Here is an 18,069-nt window from a genome sequence, read left to right as displayed (position 1 = left end):
TGCATCAGGTATTGTACATCTTAAAAATAGTTGTATTTTTGCATCCGCATTAGAGAAGCAGGCCCGTTCGTCTATCGGTTAGGACGCATGGTTTTCATCCATGTAAGAGCGGTTCGATTCCGCTACGGGCTACTACTTTTTTTGCGAAATTGTTCTTTAAATAATGAGAATTAAAATGGCCCGTTCGTCTATCGGTTAGGACGCATGGTTTTCATCCATGTAAGAGCGGTTCGATTCCGCTACGGGCTACAATAATACCTCTATTTAAATATAGAAAAACTTAGAACGATAATGGTCTGTTCGTCTAGGGGTTAGGACTCCAGGCTTTCGTCCTGGTAACAGGGGTTCGATTCCCTTACAGACTACAAAATTAGTTGTAAATAAGTTTTGTAAAATAAAAATTGGTGTCTCGATTTTTGTTTTATTAGTTAAAACCAAAGTGATTGTTTTACAATTGTGGGAGGTTTTTCTTTTTTAACTAGTATTTATAATAATTATTACATCTAAAATTAAAACAAAATGGCAAATCATAAGTCAGCATTAAAAAGAATCAGAAGTAACGAAAAAAGAAGAGTTCTTAACAGATACCAACATAAAACTACTCGTAACGCTATTAAAGCATTAAGATTAGCTACTGATAAATCTGATGCAGCTTCAAAATTATCAACTGTAATTTCTATGATTGATAAATTAGCTAAAAAGAACATCATTCATGATAATAAAGCTTCTAACTTGAAGTCTAAATTAACTAAGCATGTTGCTAAATTGTAATTAATTACAATTTCCTAAAATATATAAAAAGTCCTCTTTTAGAGGACTTTTTTGCGTTTGAACAAAACTGGAGAAATTCCAAATAAAAAAAAAACAAATTCCAATAGCTTTGCGTTGTTGGAATTTGGATTTTTTTATTTTGTCGTAATAGCTTAGTGGAGTAGCGTTTTTTTATATTTATGAGTGCTGTTTTTTGGGATTTGGAATTTTAATTTTTTTTTAAGTTTTGTTATTTGCGTTAGGGATGGGAACGGTATCCTTTTGTGATTGGAAAAAATGTTCTGGCTTATGCCGGATTTTCCGGAACAAAAGATTTAGTAGACAGCCCGGCCCGGAGGGAAACGCCATTATTATTTTAAAGATCCATTTTCTTTTTAAGATATTCAAGCATTGGTTGCGTGATGGGTTTTGAAAGGAAATCGATAATAATCGGGTACTTTTTTGCTTTGGCTAAATCATCAGGGTCAATTGTAGAAGAAAGTACAATTACGCGAGCGCTGTTGAATTCAGTATAATCTGAAGAGGTAAAATGATCTAGAAATTCCCAACCGCCCATAACCGGCATGTTTAAATCTAAAAAAATTAATTCGGGTTTGCTTGCCTTATTTTTGTTGTATTTTAAGGTGTTGAAATGGTGTAATGCTTCTTCGCCATTTTGAGCAGTGATAATTTCTTTAGAAAATGAAGATTTCGAAATTACTTTTTTGCATAACATTAACGTGATTGGGTCATCGTCAATGCATAAAATTTGCTCGAGCATGATAAATTAATTTTTAAATGTTATTGTAAATGTTGTTCCTTTATTGACTTCGCTTTCGATACTAATTGTTCCTCCCATCGTTTCGACCTGAGATTTTACTAAATACAAACCTAAGCCTTTGCTGTCGGGATAATTATGGAATCTTTGATATAGCCCGAAAACTTTATCGCCGTTTCTTTCCAGATCAATTCCAATTCCGTTATCCTTAAAAGTTAAGATTGCTTTATGGTCTACTTGTTCGGCAGTAATAGAGATTTTTAGTTTTCTATTTTCTGATTTGTACTTTATAGAATTCGTTAGTAAATTAAGTAAAATACTTTCGATGTAAGCTTTATTGGTATTTAATAACGGAACTCTGTCGAATTTGAGTTTAATAATGGGTTTGTGTAATTCGATTTGAAAAGATAATTGGCTAAAAACATTTTCAAAAACTTCTTTTAATGAGACTTCCTCTTTTTGCATTGAAGGATTGTCTTTGATGATAATAACTTTTACTAAATCATTGATAGTTTCATTTAATAAATGAGTTGATTTTGTAAAGCCTGAAAGAATTTCCTGAAGTTCCGGATTTTCTACAGGAATATCTTCTATTAGATTGAGAAGTCCGATTAAATTAGATAAAGGAGCTCTGAGATTGTGTGATGTTATATACGAGAATTGTTTTAGGTCTTTATTATTTTGGGTAAGTTCACGAATAAGATGTTCTTTTTCTGTTTCTAATTTTTTCTCGTCGGTGATGTCTCTTTGAATAGAGATCCAGTGTGAAATATTTTCTTCGTTGTTGAAAATAGGAATCATCGAAAAACGAACCCAATATTCTTCTTTTTTCTTGGTATAACTAATGGTTTCTATTAAGCACTCTTCTTTATTTTTTATGGCTCTTAATAGTTTTTTTAATTCTTCTGAATCTGATTTTGGTCCTTTGAAAATGTTTGGAGATTTTCCGATTATTTCATGAGAAAGATATCCGGACATGTGCGAAAAGGCAGGATTTACGTAAACAATTTTAGGAATTCTGCGATCTACTGAGTTTGCCTCAGTAATTAGTATAGAATCTTTAGATTGTGTAATTACAGTTTCAAGAAGTTTTAGTCGCTGTTCTTCTTCTTTTTGTTTGGTGATATCCTGAATGGCTCCAATCATTCTTATGGCTCTTCCGTTTTCGTCTTTTAATAAAAATCCCCGGTCAAGAACATATTTATAAGTTCCGTCTGCGCATCTAAAGCGGTATTGATCTTGCCATTTTTCAGTTTTTTGCTCGATAAAGGAGTATAGTTTAATAGACATTCTGATGCTGTCTTCGGGATGTATTTTGTCAAACCACCATTTTGATGTTTTTCCAACGTCTGCCGGATTATAACCAAATACACTTTCGATTCCTTTGTTCCAGTTAATGCTGTCTTCCTGAATTTTCCAATCCCAAATGGTATCACTTGTTGCTTTTGCAACTATGTCGTATTTTTCGTTCGATTCTTTAATTTCTTCGTTCGTTCTCTTTAATTTTTCGAAAATAGAAATATTTCTGTTCTCGTTTTTAGCTAATATGTATTTGAAAATAAATCCTGTAGCAAGTATAAAAAGGATGTCTTTTACGAAGAATAAATAAAAATATTCTATTTTAGAAAAGTAGGTAGTAAGTATTTTATGACAGAGAATTGCCATAATTAGCGATATGATAACGTAAACTAGAGTAATTTGGAGAGTTTTACTTTTCATTACTCAAATATAGTTAAATTAACTATAATTAAACAATAACGAAAGTTCAATTTGAGGGTAAAATTTACATTGTTTTAACGAACTAATTACTTGTCTATACGCAAACTATCGCAGAAACGTTTTTTATATCAAAATAAAGTGTACCTTTGCACCCATTAAAAATCACAGATGGAATCTATTAGAAACATTGCAATTATTGCCCACGTCGATCACGGTAAAACCACTTTGGTTGATAAAATTATGTATCACTGTCAATTATTTCGTGACAACGAAAACACAGGTGATTTAATTCTTGATAATAACGATTTAGAGCGCGAGAGAGGTATTACAATTACTTCAAAGAACGTATCAGTTCAATATAAAGGAACAAAAATCAATATTATTGACACTCCTGGCCACGCCGATTTTGGTGGTGAAGTAGAACGTGTATTAAACATGGCCGATGGTGTATGTTTGCTAGTTGATGCTTTTGAAGGTCCAATGCCACAAACGCGTTTTGTATTACAAAAAGCGATTGACTTAGGTTTGAAGCCTTGTGTAGTTATCAACAAAGTTGATAAGGAAAACTGTACTCCTGAAGAAGTTCATGAGAAAGTTTTTGACTTAATGTTTGAATTAGGTGCTGAAGAATGGCAGTTGGATTTCCCAACAGTTTATGGTTCTGCTAAAAATAACTGGATGTCTGATCATTGGGAAAACGTAACTGATAATGTTGAAGCATTATTGGATATGGTTGTTGAAAATGTACCAGCTCCTAAAGTTTCTGAAGGAACACCACAAATGTTGATTACATCTTTAGATTTCTCTGCTTTTACAGGTCGTATCGCTATTGGTCGTCTTGAAAGAGGAGTTCTTAACGAAGGGATGCCAATCTCATTAGTAAAAAGAGATGGTACTGTATCTAAATCTCGTATCAAGGAACTACATACTTTTGAAGGTTTAGGCCGTAAGAAAGTATCTCAGGTAATTGCTGGAGATATTTGTGCAATCATTGGAGTTGAAGGTTTTGAAATTGGTGATACTATCGCTGATTTTGAAAATCCAGAAGGTCTAAAAACGATTGATATCGATGAGCCTACAATGAGTATGTTGTTTACAATTAATGACTCTCCTTTCTTTGGTAAAGAGGGTAAATTTGTAACATCTCGTCATATTAGAGAAAGATTGACAAAAGAATTAGAGAAAAACTTAGCGATGAAGTTAGGTGAAACTGATTCTGCAGATAAATTCATGGTTTTTGGTCGTGGAGTACTTCACTTATCTGTTCTTATTGAAACAATGAGAAGAGAAGGGTATGAGTTACAAATTGGTCAGCCACAAGTTATCATCAAAGAAATTGATGGTAAAAAATGTGAGCCAATTGAGGAATTAACAATCGATTTACCAGAATCACTTTCAGGTAGAGCAGTTGAATTCGTTACAATTCGTAAAGGAGAAATGCTTTCTATGGAAACTAAAGGTGACCGTATGATTGTGAAATTTAATATTCCATCTCGTGGAATTATCGGATTACGTAACCAATTGCTTACTGCAACAGCTGGTGAGGCTATTATGGCACACCGTTTTATTGGATATGAGCCTTACAAAGGAGAAATTGCAGGACGTAACAAAGGTTCGTTGATTTCTATGGAAAAAGGAAAAGCTATTCCTTACTCTATCGATAAATTACAAGATCGTGGTAAGTTTTTTGTTGAACCAAATACCGAAATTTACGAAGGTCAGGTAATTGGTGAAAACTCTCGTGCTGATGATATGTGTGTAAACGTAACGAAAGAGAAAAAACAATCTAACGTTCGTTCTTCTGGAAATGATGAAAAAGCAAGAATTATCCCTCCAATTATTTTCTCATTAGAGGAAGCTTTAGAGTACATTCAAAAAGATGAATATGTAGAGGTAACTCCAAAATCTATTCGTTTGAGAAAAATCTATTTGACAGAAACTGATAGAAAAAGATTTAAAATCTAATTTCGAAATTTCGGAATAATTCAATATAAAAATCCCAAATTCCTTCAGAAGTTTGGGATTTTTTCTATAAAATAAGTTCTAAGTGATAATTTGGAATTTGGAATTTTAAAAATTTGAAGTTTGTTTAAAGTGTTATCTTTTTAAACTAAAATGACCTTTAGCTTCTCTGTTATCGTCTAATTTTATAGTATACCAATAATCATCTGATGGAAGAGGAGTTCCTGCAAACGTACCATCCCAACCTGTATCAGAAGTACCTATTTGTTTTAATAGTTTTCCAAATCTGTCGTATATATAAATAATTGCATTTTTGTTAATAGAGGTATCCAGGCCTATTAAATTCCAGTTATCGTTGTACCCATCGGCATTTGGAGTAAAGAATTTCGGGGCGCCTATAAGTGCAGCGGTTTTATGTACCGTTCCGCAATTTTTTTTATCATTGACATATACTTCATAAAATCCGGGTTTAAGATTGCTAAAAGTATTTGACTCCTGAAAAGGGCCGTTTGGCTCATTTAAACTATATTCATAATCGCCTTTTCCTGATACATTAACCGTTATTTGATTTGAATCGCTTTCTAATAAATCGATTACTTCTATATTTTTAATGCTTGCCGCGTTTGATGCAGTTACTTCAATGGTTCTGGTTTTTGTGCAATTTGTTTTGTTGGTTATTTCTACTGCGTAACTACCAATTTGGTTGACATCTAATACAGAAGCGATCTCATCAGGTATATTTATGCCATCTCTATACCATTTAAAGGTAAAATCAGTAATAGAGGCAATATCAGTTATTCCTGCTTTTAAATGCGCTTTATATAACGGAAGATTTTCGCATACATTGGTTACAGTGTCAGGTTCGATTTTTGGTAATTTGTTTACTTGTAATTTTATGGTATTAATACCATAACAATCATTTCCTTCTTCTATTCTTGCATAGACATCTTGATTGTACGGTATTTGGTTTAAATAAGAAGCGGGTGTTTCGATAGCATTTTTTTCTAATAATGCATCGTCTTCACTGGCGTAATATTTTATAGTTTGTGAAGCTGCTAATGGAATGTTGGCATTTGTTAAATTAAATAAATGTATTCCATCTTCAATTCCGTCATCATCGCAAACTGCATCGAGATTGTATATTGATTCCGTAATTACATTAGTTTTTAATGTTAAAGTACTTATGCTGTAACATTTTGTTTTTGTATTCGTAACCCTGACAAAAAGATTTTGAGGGTTGCTAATGTTTTTATATTCAGTTGCTAATGAATTGTTGTTATTTGCTGCGTCGTCATTAGTTAAAAAGAAAAGTGTTTCGAGATCAGAATTATTATTTGTTAGAGATGCGTTAGCCTCTTTTAAATTAAATAATACCAAACCATTCGTGTTTTTGCCTGCATCACACTGAATTAAAGTTGTATTAGTTATTTCCGGAGGAGTATTTATAATGATCTGAATTTCTTGTATTGCAACATTGGTCTTGCTGTTTGCTGCTTTTAAAAATATCGACTGTTGGTACGGTATTGTGTTTAAGAAAGGACTTGCTAATGAATTTGTATCAGTTTCGGCATCATTTTTTGTCAGGTAGTATTTGAACGTTAATTCTTTTGTACTCTGATTGCCAAAAATGCCAGTAGTTACTTCATTCAAATTAAATGCTGTTTTCCCATCAGTTGAGTTTGAATCGTTGTTATCGCAGATGTTTATTTTTGTATTCGGGAAAACTAGTTTGTCACTTATTTTTAGATTGAATGAAGTCCAATTATAACATTTTGTTTTGGTATTAGTGATACGGGCATATACAATTTGCGGACTGCTTGTATTTTTAAAATCTGCCGGATTTTCGATTGCGTTCAAATTAAGTATCGCATCATTAGAAGAAGTGTGGTAGGTAACTTCCACGTCATTTTGAGATCCTATTATTGTGGGAGTATTTTGGGTTAAATCAAAACTTAATTCTGGATTAGTTTCTCCGCTGAAATCTGACTTTTCAAGATTCATTGCATCTGCGGATGGCACATTAATACTCGGAGGATCGTCAAATGTTGCTGTACCCAACCATTCTAACGAAAAGTTACTGTTTCCTGTAAATCTGTCAATTACAATAAAATAACTTTCGCCGGCATTAACATCCAGCCATTTTACAAAACCATTTCCCTTTTCTGCCGGACCTTCGACTGTGTCAAAATATTCGCCTGTCATACCGGTGGTATTATCTGGCAATCTGGCTGCAGCCGGATTTGTTGTTGAGCAACGAATAGATTGACCCAAAAAATTGCAACTTGCATTTGGACCAAAAACCAAAAAATCAAAATCGACAACAATATTATGGCTTTCGGGGGTTAAAATAAAACCTAAAGTACCAGAGGTTTTTATAGAGAGTTTTAACCAAATGCTATTGTTTTCAGTAGCGAAACAACTATTGTCTGATGGGGTATATTCTACAATTTCACCCGGACCATTTGCGTTCAGGCCTTGAAATCCTGAATTACCGCATACTATAATTGCATCTTTACAATCATTTTGGGCATAAAAATTAGTAGAAAATAAAAATAAAACAAATGCAATTTTAACTAGATTCATCTTATAGGATTAAGAGGTAAATATAAGATAATATCCAGTTTTTTATTATTTATAAAGCGTTTTGTTTTTCTTGTTTTTTGCGAATTTTATTTTAAAAACAAGCTTTATGTTGTTATAAGTTTTTATTTGTGTTAAAAATGAATCTTATTTCTTTGTTGCGACTGATATTTAGTATCATCTTTTTAAACTAAAATGACCTTTTACAATTTTGCCATCAACAAATTGAAGTGTGAACCAATAGTCATCTGCTGGTAGTTGTTGACCATTGTAGATGCCATTCCATCCTGCACTGTTTTGATTCGTTTCTTTTAGTAATTTTCCGTAGCGATCGAAAATTAAAATTTTGTAGTCAGGAAGTTCAATTAGTTTGGTAATAAACCATAAGTCATTATATCCATCTCCGTTAGGGGTAAAAAATCGGGGATAATCTACAACATAGAATAAAAATGTATTCGACAATCCGCATCCGTTTTTATCGCGGGCAATTGCGTTGTAAATTCCTGGTCTGACACCAGTAAATAACGCATCGTCCTGAAAAACATTTCCGTCTAATGAAAATTCATAATTACCAACTCCTGTATATTTTATTAATACAGAGTTATCTACTCCTGAAAAGTCTTTAACAACGGCATCGGTTACCAAGGCAGGTTCAGATAAAATGACTTTAAATTTCTTTGTTTTTTCGCAACCTTTTGTATCGGTAACGATTACAGAATAATCTCCCGCAGTATTAACTTCTATAGAAGTATCGGTGCTTCCTGTGTTCCATAAATAACTTACAAAGCCTATAGCAACACTTAAGGTGATTTGGTCTCCTTTGCATAATATTTTTGCTTCATCTTCAAAATTAGGAGGATCAAAAGTATTTACAACAAGAGTAACAGGAACAATGTCAAAACAGTCGGCTCCGTTTGTAGCTTTAGCGTAAATAGTCTGGCTAAAAGCGACAGTGTTTTTAAAAATATTAGGTAGTTTATTGGCGTCGTTCAACGCATCATCAGTATTTAAAAAATAATTAAAAACTAACCCTGCAGGTAACCCTGTTGAGACTTGAGGCGTTACTTGTGCATTCAGATCAAATTGATAGAGTCCGTCTTGTTTATCATCACGATCACAAGTTTCAATAGGATTTTGATCCGGAATTATTTCGGTAGATACTTTTAGTGTTACTTCGGCAGTTGCAAAACAGCCGTATTTATTTTCAATTCTTGCAAAAACAATTTGATCAAGCGTTTTATTCGTATATTTTTCAGGTACTAAAATTGGATTTGTTTTGGTTTGAGCATCTGCTAATGATTCGTAATAACCTTTGTTTAAGATTTCTGCAACATTGTTTTTTACAATGTCATTAACTTTTGTCAGGTTAAAAACAGTAATCCCGTCAGTATCATCATCGCATTGTAATAAAGGAGTATTAGTTGTTAATATTTCCGGTGCGTATTCAATTTTAATTTGTCCAGATAATATACATGTGGTACCTTTTACCGTAGCTTCAATTTTATAATTTCCGGACTCTGTGACTTCAAAAGTTGAATTTGTACTCAAGATAGTGCTTGGGTCATCTTTTTTATACCATTTAAAAGTGTAATCAGCAGTTGTTAATTTGCTATCTAATAGAATTTTTTCACCAAAACAAGCAGGATTATCGGTGGCAATTGTACGGTCTTGACCAAGAACAATTTTTGATGCAAAACTTCCGGCCTCGAGAAAAATTGCTGAATTCTGAAATTTATATGAAGCATCTCCTATTACTAGCTTTACATGATATGTTTTTCCCGTATCAACTGTGCCTTCTGCAGTCATAATGACAGTTTGCCCAGCATAATTTACAGGGCTGTTATTATTATTTGTGCCATTAAAATAATTGAGGTTTGAAGCATCACATCCTGTGTATTTAAGACCACCAGGTCTTGTTCCAGGTTCAATTTTTGGGCGAATATTTATAGAAGAAATAGGGGTACTCGTATTAGGTAGTACAGCTAAATTTTTATAAGGATCAGTAGTGCCGGCTTCTTTGATTAAAAATGCAAATCCATCAGAAAACTCACAAGGATAATTGTATTGATATTCATTCGAAGCAAAAATATAGTTAAAGCTTAATGAAGTTGTATAAGCAATAAAATCAAATTCTAAGACTGTTGTATTTAAAGAAGTAATACCAAGTATTTCGTCGAGATCGCTGTCGCCCCTCCACATATCACTGTCATTCTGCCCCTCGTTGGGGTCACTAATAAACGGTCCGATTGCACTTTGACTTGTTGATGATACTAAGACTATACCTTCTTCAAATGGGAAATTGCTTCCGTTTCGATTAAAATAAGCAAAACTTTGTCTGCCGGGTCTAAATGTATCTCCATTGCCTGTCGAGTTTGAAGCAGCAGCACATGAGCTATTTATTAAAATATTCTCAATTAGCTGCTGAGGAGTTTTTGTATCGTCAATAGTTATATTCTGTGCTTTTATCTTTACGGATATAAAGCACATAGATAAAACAAAAAAACAAATTTTAAAATAATTCATAGCCCGACAAATATACTACAAATCCCGTTTTTTTAGTAATTTGTAAGAAAAATATATAAATAAGAAAGTCCATACTAAAACGATCAAAATCGAAAGAAAGTGTACGCCATAATCTTTAGTGTTTTCTACTCCCATTTGCGTTCCGATACTTTTTATTAACGATAATCTTGAAACGGGTTCAACAATTAAATTAGACATCGCTTCTAACGGTAAAAACTGGATAATCTTATACCCTATATTGCTTTCCGGGAAGATTTGAAATACTAAAAGACCTTTTATTATCGATTCAATAAAAATCCACACTAATAAAAAACCCAAGGCAAAAGCAGATCGTTTTACTAAGATACCTAAAAATAGACAAAAAGAAAAGAATCCTAGTAATTTTACGAAAAAGGCTAGTAAGTATTGTAATTCACTAAAAACGATACCAAATTCAGTGTAAGATGAAAAAGAATATCCCAGAATTAAAGTCATGATGAAAACGAAAACTGTAGAGCCTAATGCAAAAAGTACAACAGTTAAGAATTTGGATAAAATAAATTCTTTTTTGCTTAAACCGTCAATTAAATTTTGTTTTAAAGTGCCGTAACTATATTCATTTGCCATCATTGATACGATAACAATGGCCAGGAAAAATTTAAGCCAGGCGGCAAAATAAGTATTAAAATGCCAGATAAACGGAAAATTAAAAATTCCCATTTCTGAAGGATCGATATGAATTGGTCCTATATCAAATTTTATAGAAGCAATTAATGCAATAAACGAAAGTAAAATGAAATAGGTTAAAGTAAGGACACGACTGGCTTTGTTTTTCCAGATTTTTTGTAATTCTATAGAGATAAGTCTGTTCATGGTTTAGTTGTTTTGGGTAGTGGCGTTTTTGGTTAATTCTAAAAATTGAGCTTCTAAACTATTTTTACGTTTTACTAAATGGCTCAACGTAATGTTTTTAGAAAATAAAAACTGATTAAGTTCTGCTGCTGATAAATCTGATTTTAAATAAACTAAAATTTTCCCGTCTTCTTCAGTTATTCTGTCTATCGAAGGATGTAGGGGTAAAGCATTTTTAAGTGTTAGATTATCATCAGCCATAATTTCAAAAAAGCCTTCATTTGCTGACATTCCATCAACAGAACCTGAATATAAAATTTCTCCTTTTCTTAAAACAATTACATGCGAACATACTTTTTCGACTTCATCTAATAAGTGCGAAGCCAATAAAATAGTTGTTCCTTGTGAAGCAATTTTTTTAATGATATCCCTAATCTGATGAATTCCCTGCGGATCCAAACCATTGGTAGGTTCATCTAAAATTAAAATTTCAGGATCGTTTAAAAGCGCCGATGCAATGGCCAAACGCTGTTTCATCCCTAACGAAAAAGTACTGAACTTGCTGTCTTTTCTTTCAGTTAAACCAACCAGATCCAGTTTTTCGTTGATTTTAGCATAATTAATGCTTTTTATTTTACAAACCAGTTTCAGGTTTTCTTCGGCCGTCATGTACGGGTAAAAGTTAGGTCTTTCGATAATTGCGCCCACTTTTTTTAAGGCTTCATGAGTCTGAACTTTCCCTCCAAACCAGCTGTAGTTCCCGGAGGTACGATTTACAACGTTCAGGACAATTCCTAAAGTAGTCGATTTTCCGCTTCCGTTAGGACCTAAAATGCCATAAACACGGCCTTTTTGTATTTCAAAAGAAACATTTTTTAAGGCCTGAATACGCCCGTATCTTTTATGAAGATTCTCAATAGTAAGTATGGTTTCCAAATTTATTTCGGTTTTAGTTTTAAGTATGACGATTCAAGTTGTTTATTGTTACGCTAAATTTTATTTAATGTAAATTTGTAATAAAGATATTCAAAATGAGCGAACCTTTAATGGTTTTAAAAAAACCATCGTACCCTTTGACACCAGCTCTTATAAGTTATTTAGATCGATATGAGCGTATTTCGAAAGTATCAGTGTTCTATGATGATTTATTACGATTTTCTGGTGCTATCAATTTATATGATAAAAACGGAGAAGATACTTTATGGACTCGTGTTTATTACGGGGAATTTGACCGTGAGGAAATTGATTTGAATTTAAAAAAGATTTATTCGCTGCTGCATTCTGACGGAAATAATGATATCATTCAGTACTTAAATGTTGATGCTATCGATTTTTGTACGTTTGGAAACTCAAAACCCTTCAGAGTAAAAGTGCGTAATATTCTCAATGATAACTACGTTCATTTTTATATAAAAAAAGCAGATGCTTCCCGAATTTACGGACTGGAACTGGAAGATATTTTATCGCCTGATAAAATAAACTTTTTGGTTTTTGGAGATACTTTGATAGAAGAACATATCGTAGGGATTCCGGGTGATATTTTTATGGAAACTTTGCTGCATACTTCTACCGAAACCGAAAAATCACAAATAGCAAAAGAGTTTGTAAAATTTAACGAACGCTGCATGATCAGGCTTTTAGGCGATATGCGTTCGTATAATTATGTAATTGTTCCTATTCATGATTTTGACCAGGTCGTGTATCGAATTCGCGCGATAGATTTTGATCAGCAATGTTATGAGGGGAATTTTAAAGTGTATCGTCCGCAGTTTTTTAAGGAGAACTATCAAATGATGAAACTGATTAAAGAGAAATTAGAGGATCGTTCCGTTATTCAATATAAAGACGAAGAAAGAGCTATTTTGGCGAAACGAATTCATTCTGCCGAAGCCAGAATTACAAAATTATTGAACATTATGTGTCATGATACCATTTCGACAGTTGATCATTTAAATCAACTAAAAATGGAATTATACCGTTATACCAATGATATGAAATTTAAAAATGCCAAATCAATGGGGCACGTTATGTTCGCAGCATTTGAGTTTATCACGCGCAATTTTAAAAATACACATTTAATCTAGTTTTTAATCATTTAATATGTGGTTGAAAAAATAAAAATAATCATATGAAAAAGTTTTTTTTACTTGGAGTTTCTATTGCTTTACTAGCTTGTCAGCAACAATCAAATGATAATTTTAAAACGCTTTATTCGCTACCTAAAAAGTTAAAAGAGGTTTCAGGAATTACGTATTTCCCGGAAACAAATCTCATTCATACCTTAGAAGACAGCGGAAATAAAAACGCAATCTATGCTATAAATTCTCAAGGTAAAGTGGCTAAAACTATTACCATTACAAACGCTACAAACGTAGATTGGGAGGATATTACCAAAGATAAAAGCGGTAATATTTATATTGGAGATTTTGGAAATAATGACAACGAACGTAAAGATTTGTGTATTTACAAAGTCAATAAAAATCAGTTGAATAAAGATGCGGCTGTAGCCGAATATAAAATCTCATTTTCTTATCCGGAACAAACCGAATTTCCGCCAAAGAAAAAAGAAATGTTCTATGATGTAGAAGGTTTTTTTGAACACGGAAATTACTTTTACCTTTTTACAAAAAACAGAAGTAAAGGTTTCGACGGAACAGCTTTTATATACAAAATTCTAAACGCTCCCGGAACTCAAAAAGCAACTAAAATAGGCGAATTTAAAACTTGTAATAATTACAATCATTGTGTTCTGACAAGTGCTACCATTAGCCCTGACGGGAAAAAAGTAGTTTTATTAAGTCACGATAAAATTGTTTTATTTAAAGGTTACAAAGGAGATTTATTTCATAAAGGATCTCAAACCGAAATAAAACTGAATCACTTTTCGCAAAAAGAAGCAATAGTTTTCAAAGACAACAACACATTATTGATTGCCGACGAAAAAACAAATAAAGTAGGAGGGAATGTTTATGAGTTTACTTTAAGCCGCTAAGTGTCTAAGATACTAAGTTGCTAAGTTTTTTAATTTGAAAACTAAGAAATCTAAAAAAAAATAGCCACGAATTCACGAATTTTAATTACAAATAATTCGTGATTTCGTGGCTATAGCTTTGTTCCTTTGAGCCTCTGCTACTTTGAACCTTTATTAAGAATCTTAGCCTCTTGGCGCCTCAGAACCTTAGTGCCTTTCTTAAAAACTATATGCCGCTCCAAAAATAACTCTTCCTTCTTCGTCAGGAGATTTAAAGTACGAAACTCTTGCGGTTAAAACATTTATGGCATTCATCCAGATTCCGCCACCATAATCCTGATGCCATTTTCTTGAACTTTCGCCATCAAGCCAAACCCTTCCGTAATCAAAACCACCAAGAATTCCGTAAGTTAGAGGAGCAATTGTCTTGCGTATTTTTCCAAGACTTAATCGTAAATCAGTACTTTGAGAGAAATAAGAACTTCCTAAAAAGCGCTCATTTCTATAACCACGCAAATCAGTATCTCCACCTAAAGTAGCCCCTTGATAAAATTCGTAATTGTTGTTTAAGATCGCTTTCCCTTTTAAAATTGTAGCCAAAACTAATTTTCCGTTATGGTCAATTTTATGAGTAAATCCTAAAAAGCTTTCAATCGTAGGGAAGTTTTGTTTCGTATTATCTAAATTAGACAACCATGTTGCCGAAGCCATAAAAGCAACGCCTAAAGTAGGCTTAGCAGCAAAATCGGCATTTTTAAACAGGTATTTAATTTTTGCACCACCATAAACCTGACTATCAAAAACGATCGGGTTAATAATGTTTGGAGTATCAATATATCTGTTATCCGTTTCTTCCACTCTCATTTGTTGTAGCATTGGCTGAATACTAAATTCGCTTCCGTATCTGCCAACATGTCTAATAGCTCCCGAAAGATTAAATCTCTGAATGCGAACACGGTTATAATCCATTCCAAATTCTTCCGTATTATTTACAGATTCATTTCCGTATCCAAAATAGTTTACGGCAAAATTTGGCGTAGTATATTGCGATTCAACATCAATCACCCATTTACCTAACAAACCAGGAAAATGTGCTACATAATTAAACTCTAAACCTCCAGTTGCAAAATAATAGAAAGCGTTTAAAACGTGTCTTTGCGTATAAGGATTCTGTTTGAAGTTGTTTACCGTATAATTTAAATTAATACCCACTTTTACACCATCATCAGGGTTGTACCCAATATTTGGTAATCCGGACACAACATTGTATTTAGGTCTTTCGTAATTGTATAAGTTTACGTCATAATCATCTGTTAGTTGCGTTCTCGTTTTAGCATCCAGATTATAGGTGTTTTCTTTTGATTTAAAATCATAAACAATAACCCTTTTTCCGTTTTTGATGTTGTACGTATCATTGTTCTGACCACCAATCAGACGAATTTTTATGTTTGATTTCTGATCGCCAATTACTTCAAAAACATCATTATCATCTAAACCATAAATCCAAAGATTTTTAGTTTTAGAATCCGTTACCGTTTTTGTGTATACTAATTCATCGCCTTCTTTCTTAACTCGGTAAACCTGAATTTCGATGCTTTTTTTAGCATTGTGGTTAATGACGAATTTATCTTTTTTATCCGTTCCGGCAATCATTACCGTATGGCTTAAAACATCAAAATACTCTGAAGCATATTTTTGAAGATCTTTCTTTCTGTTTTTTAATTTGTTCTTGATATCGTCAATTGTGGCGTCCTGAACTTCTTTTGGTAAATTTTTAAAAGCTTTGTCGATATCACTATCCGATAAGTTTTCCTGAATGTATTTCGCCTGAGCAATCCAGTCTTTCTCTTCGGCAGTTCTTAAAAAAGCCAAATCCATAGGATAAGGTTCTCTGTTGAGCCACTTTACGTTATCAATTTTATTTTTGAAAGTTCTCATGTGGCGTAGCGCCGGAATATTCATTAAAAGCGAAAGTAAAGTTCCGTCATATTTTACAAAAGCCTGATCACGGTCACGAGGAATTGGCTCATAAATCACTTTATTGCCTTTTTTATGTTCTGCCCAACGCCATTGATCACTATGTCTGTCCCAATCGCCAATAAGCATGTCAAACAAACGTGCTTTTATGTATGCATCTTCATCAACGCTGTATTTCTCATCTTTATGAAGATTTTTCATCATATCCTCCGTACTGATAATATTGGTTGGATTACCAAAATTTTTAGCATCCAAATGATTATCAGCTGGTCTTTCTTCGACCATATAAAGCTGATCTCCAAAGTTCGAGTTAAACTCTTTTAATGCATTTTGTTTTGGGATGTAATATAAAACCGGATTGGTGTGCGCCAAACCAATCTGGTCCGACATACTGCCAATCGCAAACGTAGTATACGGATGAGAAGTAGTGTAAAAATCAAACAAGAAGTTCTCAGCATACGTATCCTCAAAATCATTAACCACATATTGATCTTTAAAAGCTACCGATTGCAAAAATACGGTGGCACTTTTTTTCAAGGCACGCATTACGTATTCTCTTCCTTTAGGATCAGATACTCTTAAGGATACAGATTGATGTCCTCCGCCTTCGCGAATAGGTTTCAGGCCGCCCATTAAAGTATCTAAAGTAGCGGTTTTGGCTTCTATTGGTAAGCTGTAATATTTTCTGTAATGATTTCCGAATAAAAATTTATGAAACATACTTTTATGGGTCATTTTTGCAGAATAAATAGAAGTATCTACAGTAGCGGGAAATTTATTATCTACCGTGGCTGCCCAATTAATTTCTTTTGCCTTTATAATTTCATGTTCAAAAAGTAATTTTTCTTTATTGTTTTCATTTCCAAAAAAGGACACTTTTGCATCACCACTTTTAAACAAAGTTAACGTCACATATCCATTTCCTCCATACGAAAACTCAGTAGGATTTATGGCTCTTGCCGCTTCAGATTTCGATCCTGCGCCACTAATAATTTGCTGAATATTTTCTTTGTTTACATACTGAAGGTTGTGATCATGTCCGGAAACAACGATTACATTTTTTTGTTTTTGTAAAAGGGTTTTAATTCTCTTTGCATAAATAGTATATTGCTTATTCTGAATATCCTGCGGACTTGCTCCGGATGTTTTTCTAAGCAAGTTGATAAATGATCCAATTACGGGTAATGGAATTTTTTGTTCTAAAGGAAATAATTGTTTTTCTAATGAAAATTGCCCGCCGTGAGTTCCGTTACTCATTAAAGGATGATGAATAGCCAGAACAACTGTTTTTTCCTGATTTTTATTTAAGAGATTTTCTAATTGATCAAAAAAATCTTCTCTTGTTTTAATATCACAATCGTCATTGATAGTCGGGTGATTGTCCCAATCTTCCAGGAACCATTCGCTATCAACCGTAATCAACGTAGTGGTACTGTCAATTTTTACATCTTCTATAGCACAACTCTTTCTGGGTAAAAAAGCTTTTTTATCGTTTAGATATTTCGTTACAAAACTAGCCTGACGTTCTAGGCCTTTTATACCGTTGTACCAATCATGATTTCCCGGAATAAAGATTGTTTTTCCTTTAAAATCTTTAGTAAGTTTTAGTTGGTTCGTTAGTTTTGTTTCAGCCAAAGCTTTTTCTGCGGCATTATCATCACTCGGGAAACCTTTAGGATAAATGTTATCTCCCAAAAATAATAAGGTCGCTTTTTTGTTCGATTTCTTTAATTTTTGATGCAATAGTTCAAGCGTTTGCTGCGCTTGTTCTTCATCTGCATTTCCGGCATCACCAACTAAATAAATGGTATGTGCAATTTTTATAGTATCAGTTGCGTTTTCCGTTTCGTTGGCACTAACATTTTTTCCGTATTGCGCTTTATGCGTCGCACACGAATAAACCAGTAACAATGCAACAATTGCTAAAGACCGGTTTTTAATTTTAGTAATAAAATGATTATCCAAAAACAATTTCATA

General features: G+C 33.2%; 11 protein-coding genes and 3 tRNA genes. 7 read left to right on the top strand and 7 right to left on the bottom strand.

Going from position 1 to position 18,069, the window contains the following annotated elements:
- Positions 1-60: 60 nt before the first annotated feature.
- From L0669_RS22970 to rpsT, 4 genes are all read left to right on the top strand, one after another.
- Positions 61-132, top strand: a tRNA-Glu gene (locus L0669_RS22970).
- Between the two features lie 45 nt (positions 133-177).
- Positions 178-249: transfer RNA gene (locus tag L0669_RS22965), tRNA-Glu, on the top strand.
- A 44-nt stretch (positions 250-293) separates the two neighbouring features.
- A tRNA-Glu gene (locus L0669_RS22960) sits at positions 294-365 on the top strand.
- 154 nt (positions 366-519) lie between these two features.
- Positions 520-771, top strand: coding sequence for a 30S ribosomal protein S20 (gene rpsT, locus L0669_RS22955; RefSeq protein WP_041517133.1), 252 nt, complete (start codon positions 520-522; stop codon positions 769-771).
- Between the two features lie 355 nt (positions 772-1,126).
- Here rpsT and L0669_RS22950 read toward each other — a convergent pair whose 3' ends face one another.
- The gene (locus L0669_RS22950) at positions 1,127-1,531 is read right to left on the bottom strand and encodes a response regulator (protein WP_173972720.1); all 405 of its coding nucleotides are present in this window, start codon (positions 1,529-1,531) and stop codon (positions 1,127-1,129) included.
- 6 nt (positions 1,532-1,537) lie between these two features.
- Complete coding sequence (locus L0669_RS22945) at positions 1,538-3,247, bottom strand: PAS domain-containing sensor histidine kinase (RefSeq protein ID WP_263760186.1); 1,710 nt, start codon at positions 3,245-3,247, stop codon at positions 1,538-1,540.
- A gap of 168 nt (positions 3,248-3,415) precedes the next feature.
- On the opposite strand from L0669_RS22945, the gene typA reads away from it, so the two are divergent.
- The gene (gene typA / locus L0669_RS22940; RefSeq protein ID WP_263760184.1) at positions 3,416-5,212 is read left to right on the top strand and encodes a translational GTPase TypA; all 1,797 of its coding nucleotides are present in this window, start codon (positions 3,416-3,418) and stop codon (positions 5,210-5,212) included.
- 132 nt (positions 5,213-5,344) lie between these two features.
- Here the strand turns inward: typA and L0669_RS22935 are convergent, their stop codons facing one another.
- The 4 genes from L0669_RS22935 to L0669_RS22920 all read right to left on the bottom strand — a co-directional run bounded on the left by L0669_RS22935 (position 5,345) and on the right by L0669_RS22920 (position 12,079).
- Positions 5,345-7,792, bottom strand: coding sequence for a T9SS type B sorting domain-containing protein (locus L0669_RS22935; RefSeq protein WP_263760182.1), 2,448 nt, complete (start codon positions 7,790-7,792; stop codon positions 5,345-5,347).
- Between the two features lie 174 nt (positions 7,793-7,966).
- On the bottom strand, positions 7,967-10,312 hold the full coding sequence (locus L0669_RS22930) for a T9SS type B sorting domain-containing protein (protein WP_263760180.1): 2,346 nt from the start codon (positions 10,310-10,312) through the stop codon (positions 7,967-7,969).
- A gap of 15 nt (positions 10,313-10,327) precedes the next feature.
- Positions 10,328-11,164, bottom strand: coding sequence for an ABC transporter permease (locus tag L0669_RS22925; protein ID WP_263760178.1), 837 nt, complete (start codon positions 11,162-11,164; stop codon positions 10,328-10,330).
- A 3-nt stretch (positions 11,165-11,167) separates the two neighbouring features.
- Positions 11,168-12,079, bottom strand: coding sequence for an ABC transporter ATP-binding protein (locus tag L0669_RS22920; RefSeq protein ID WP_263760176.1), 912 nt, complete (start codon positions 12,077-12,079; stop codon positions 11,168-11,170).
- A 95-nt stretch (positions 12,080-12,174) separates the two neighbouring features.
- Here L0669_RS22920 and L0669_RS22915 point away from each other — a divergent pair, with 95 nt between their 5' ends.
- Positions 12,175-13,227 carry a hypothetical protein gene (locus L0669_RS22915; RefSeq protein ID WP_173972713.1) on the top strand — a complete coding sequence of 351 codons (1,053 nt, stop codon included), beginning with the start codon at positions 12,175-12,177 and terminating at the stop codon, positions 13,225-13,227.
- Positions 13,228-13,271: 44 nt separating this feature from the next.
- Positions 13,272-14,135: an SdiA-regulated/phytase-like domain-containing protein gene (locus L0669_RS22910; RefSeq protein WP_263760174.1), complete on the top strand. Its 864-nt coding sequence runs from the start codon at positions 13,272-13,274 to the stop codon at positions 14,133-14,135.
- Positions 14,136-14,333: 198 nt separating this feature from the next.
- Here L0669_RS22910 and L0669_RS22905 read toward each other — a convergent pair whose 3' ends face one another.
- Positions 14,334-18,068 (bottom strand): metallophosphoesterase, encoded by a 3,735-nt coding sequence (locus L0669_RS22905; RefSeq protein WP_263760172.1) that lies wholly within the window; start codon positions 18,066-18,068, stop codon positions 14,334-14,336.
- Between the last annotated feature and the right edge of the window lies 1 nt (position 18,069).

This window comes from Flavobacterium bizetiae, from assembly GCF_024271895.1.
Classification (GTDB): Bacteria; Bacteroidota; Bacteroidia; order Flavobacteriales; family Flavobacteriaceae; genus Flavobacterium; species Flavobacterium bizetiae.
Note: the sequence above shows the minus strand (reverse complement) of the source record. Positions and strands in the feature narration are given on the sequence as shown.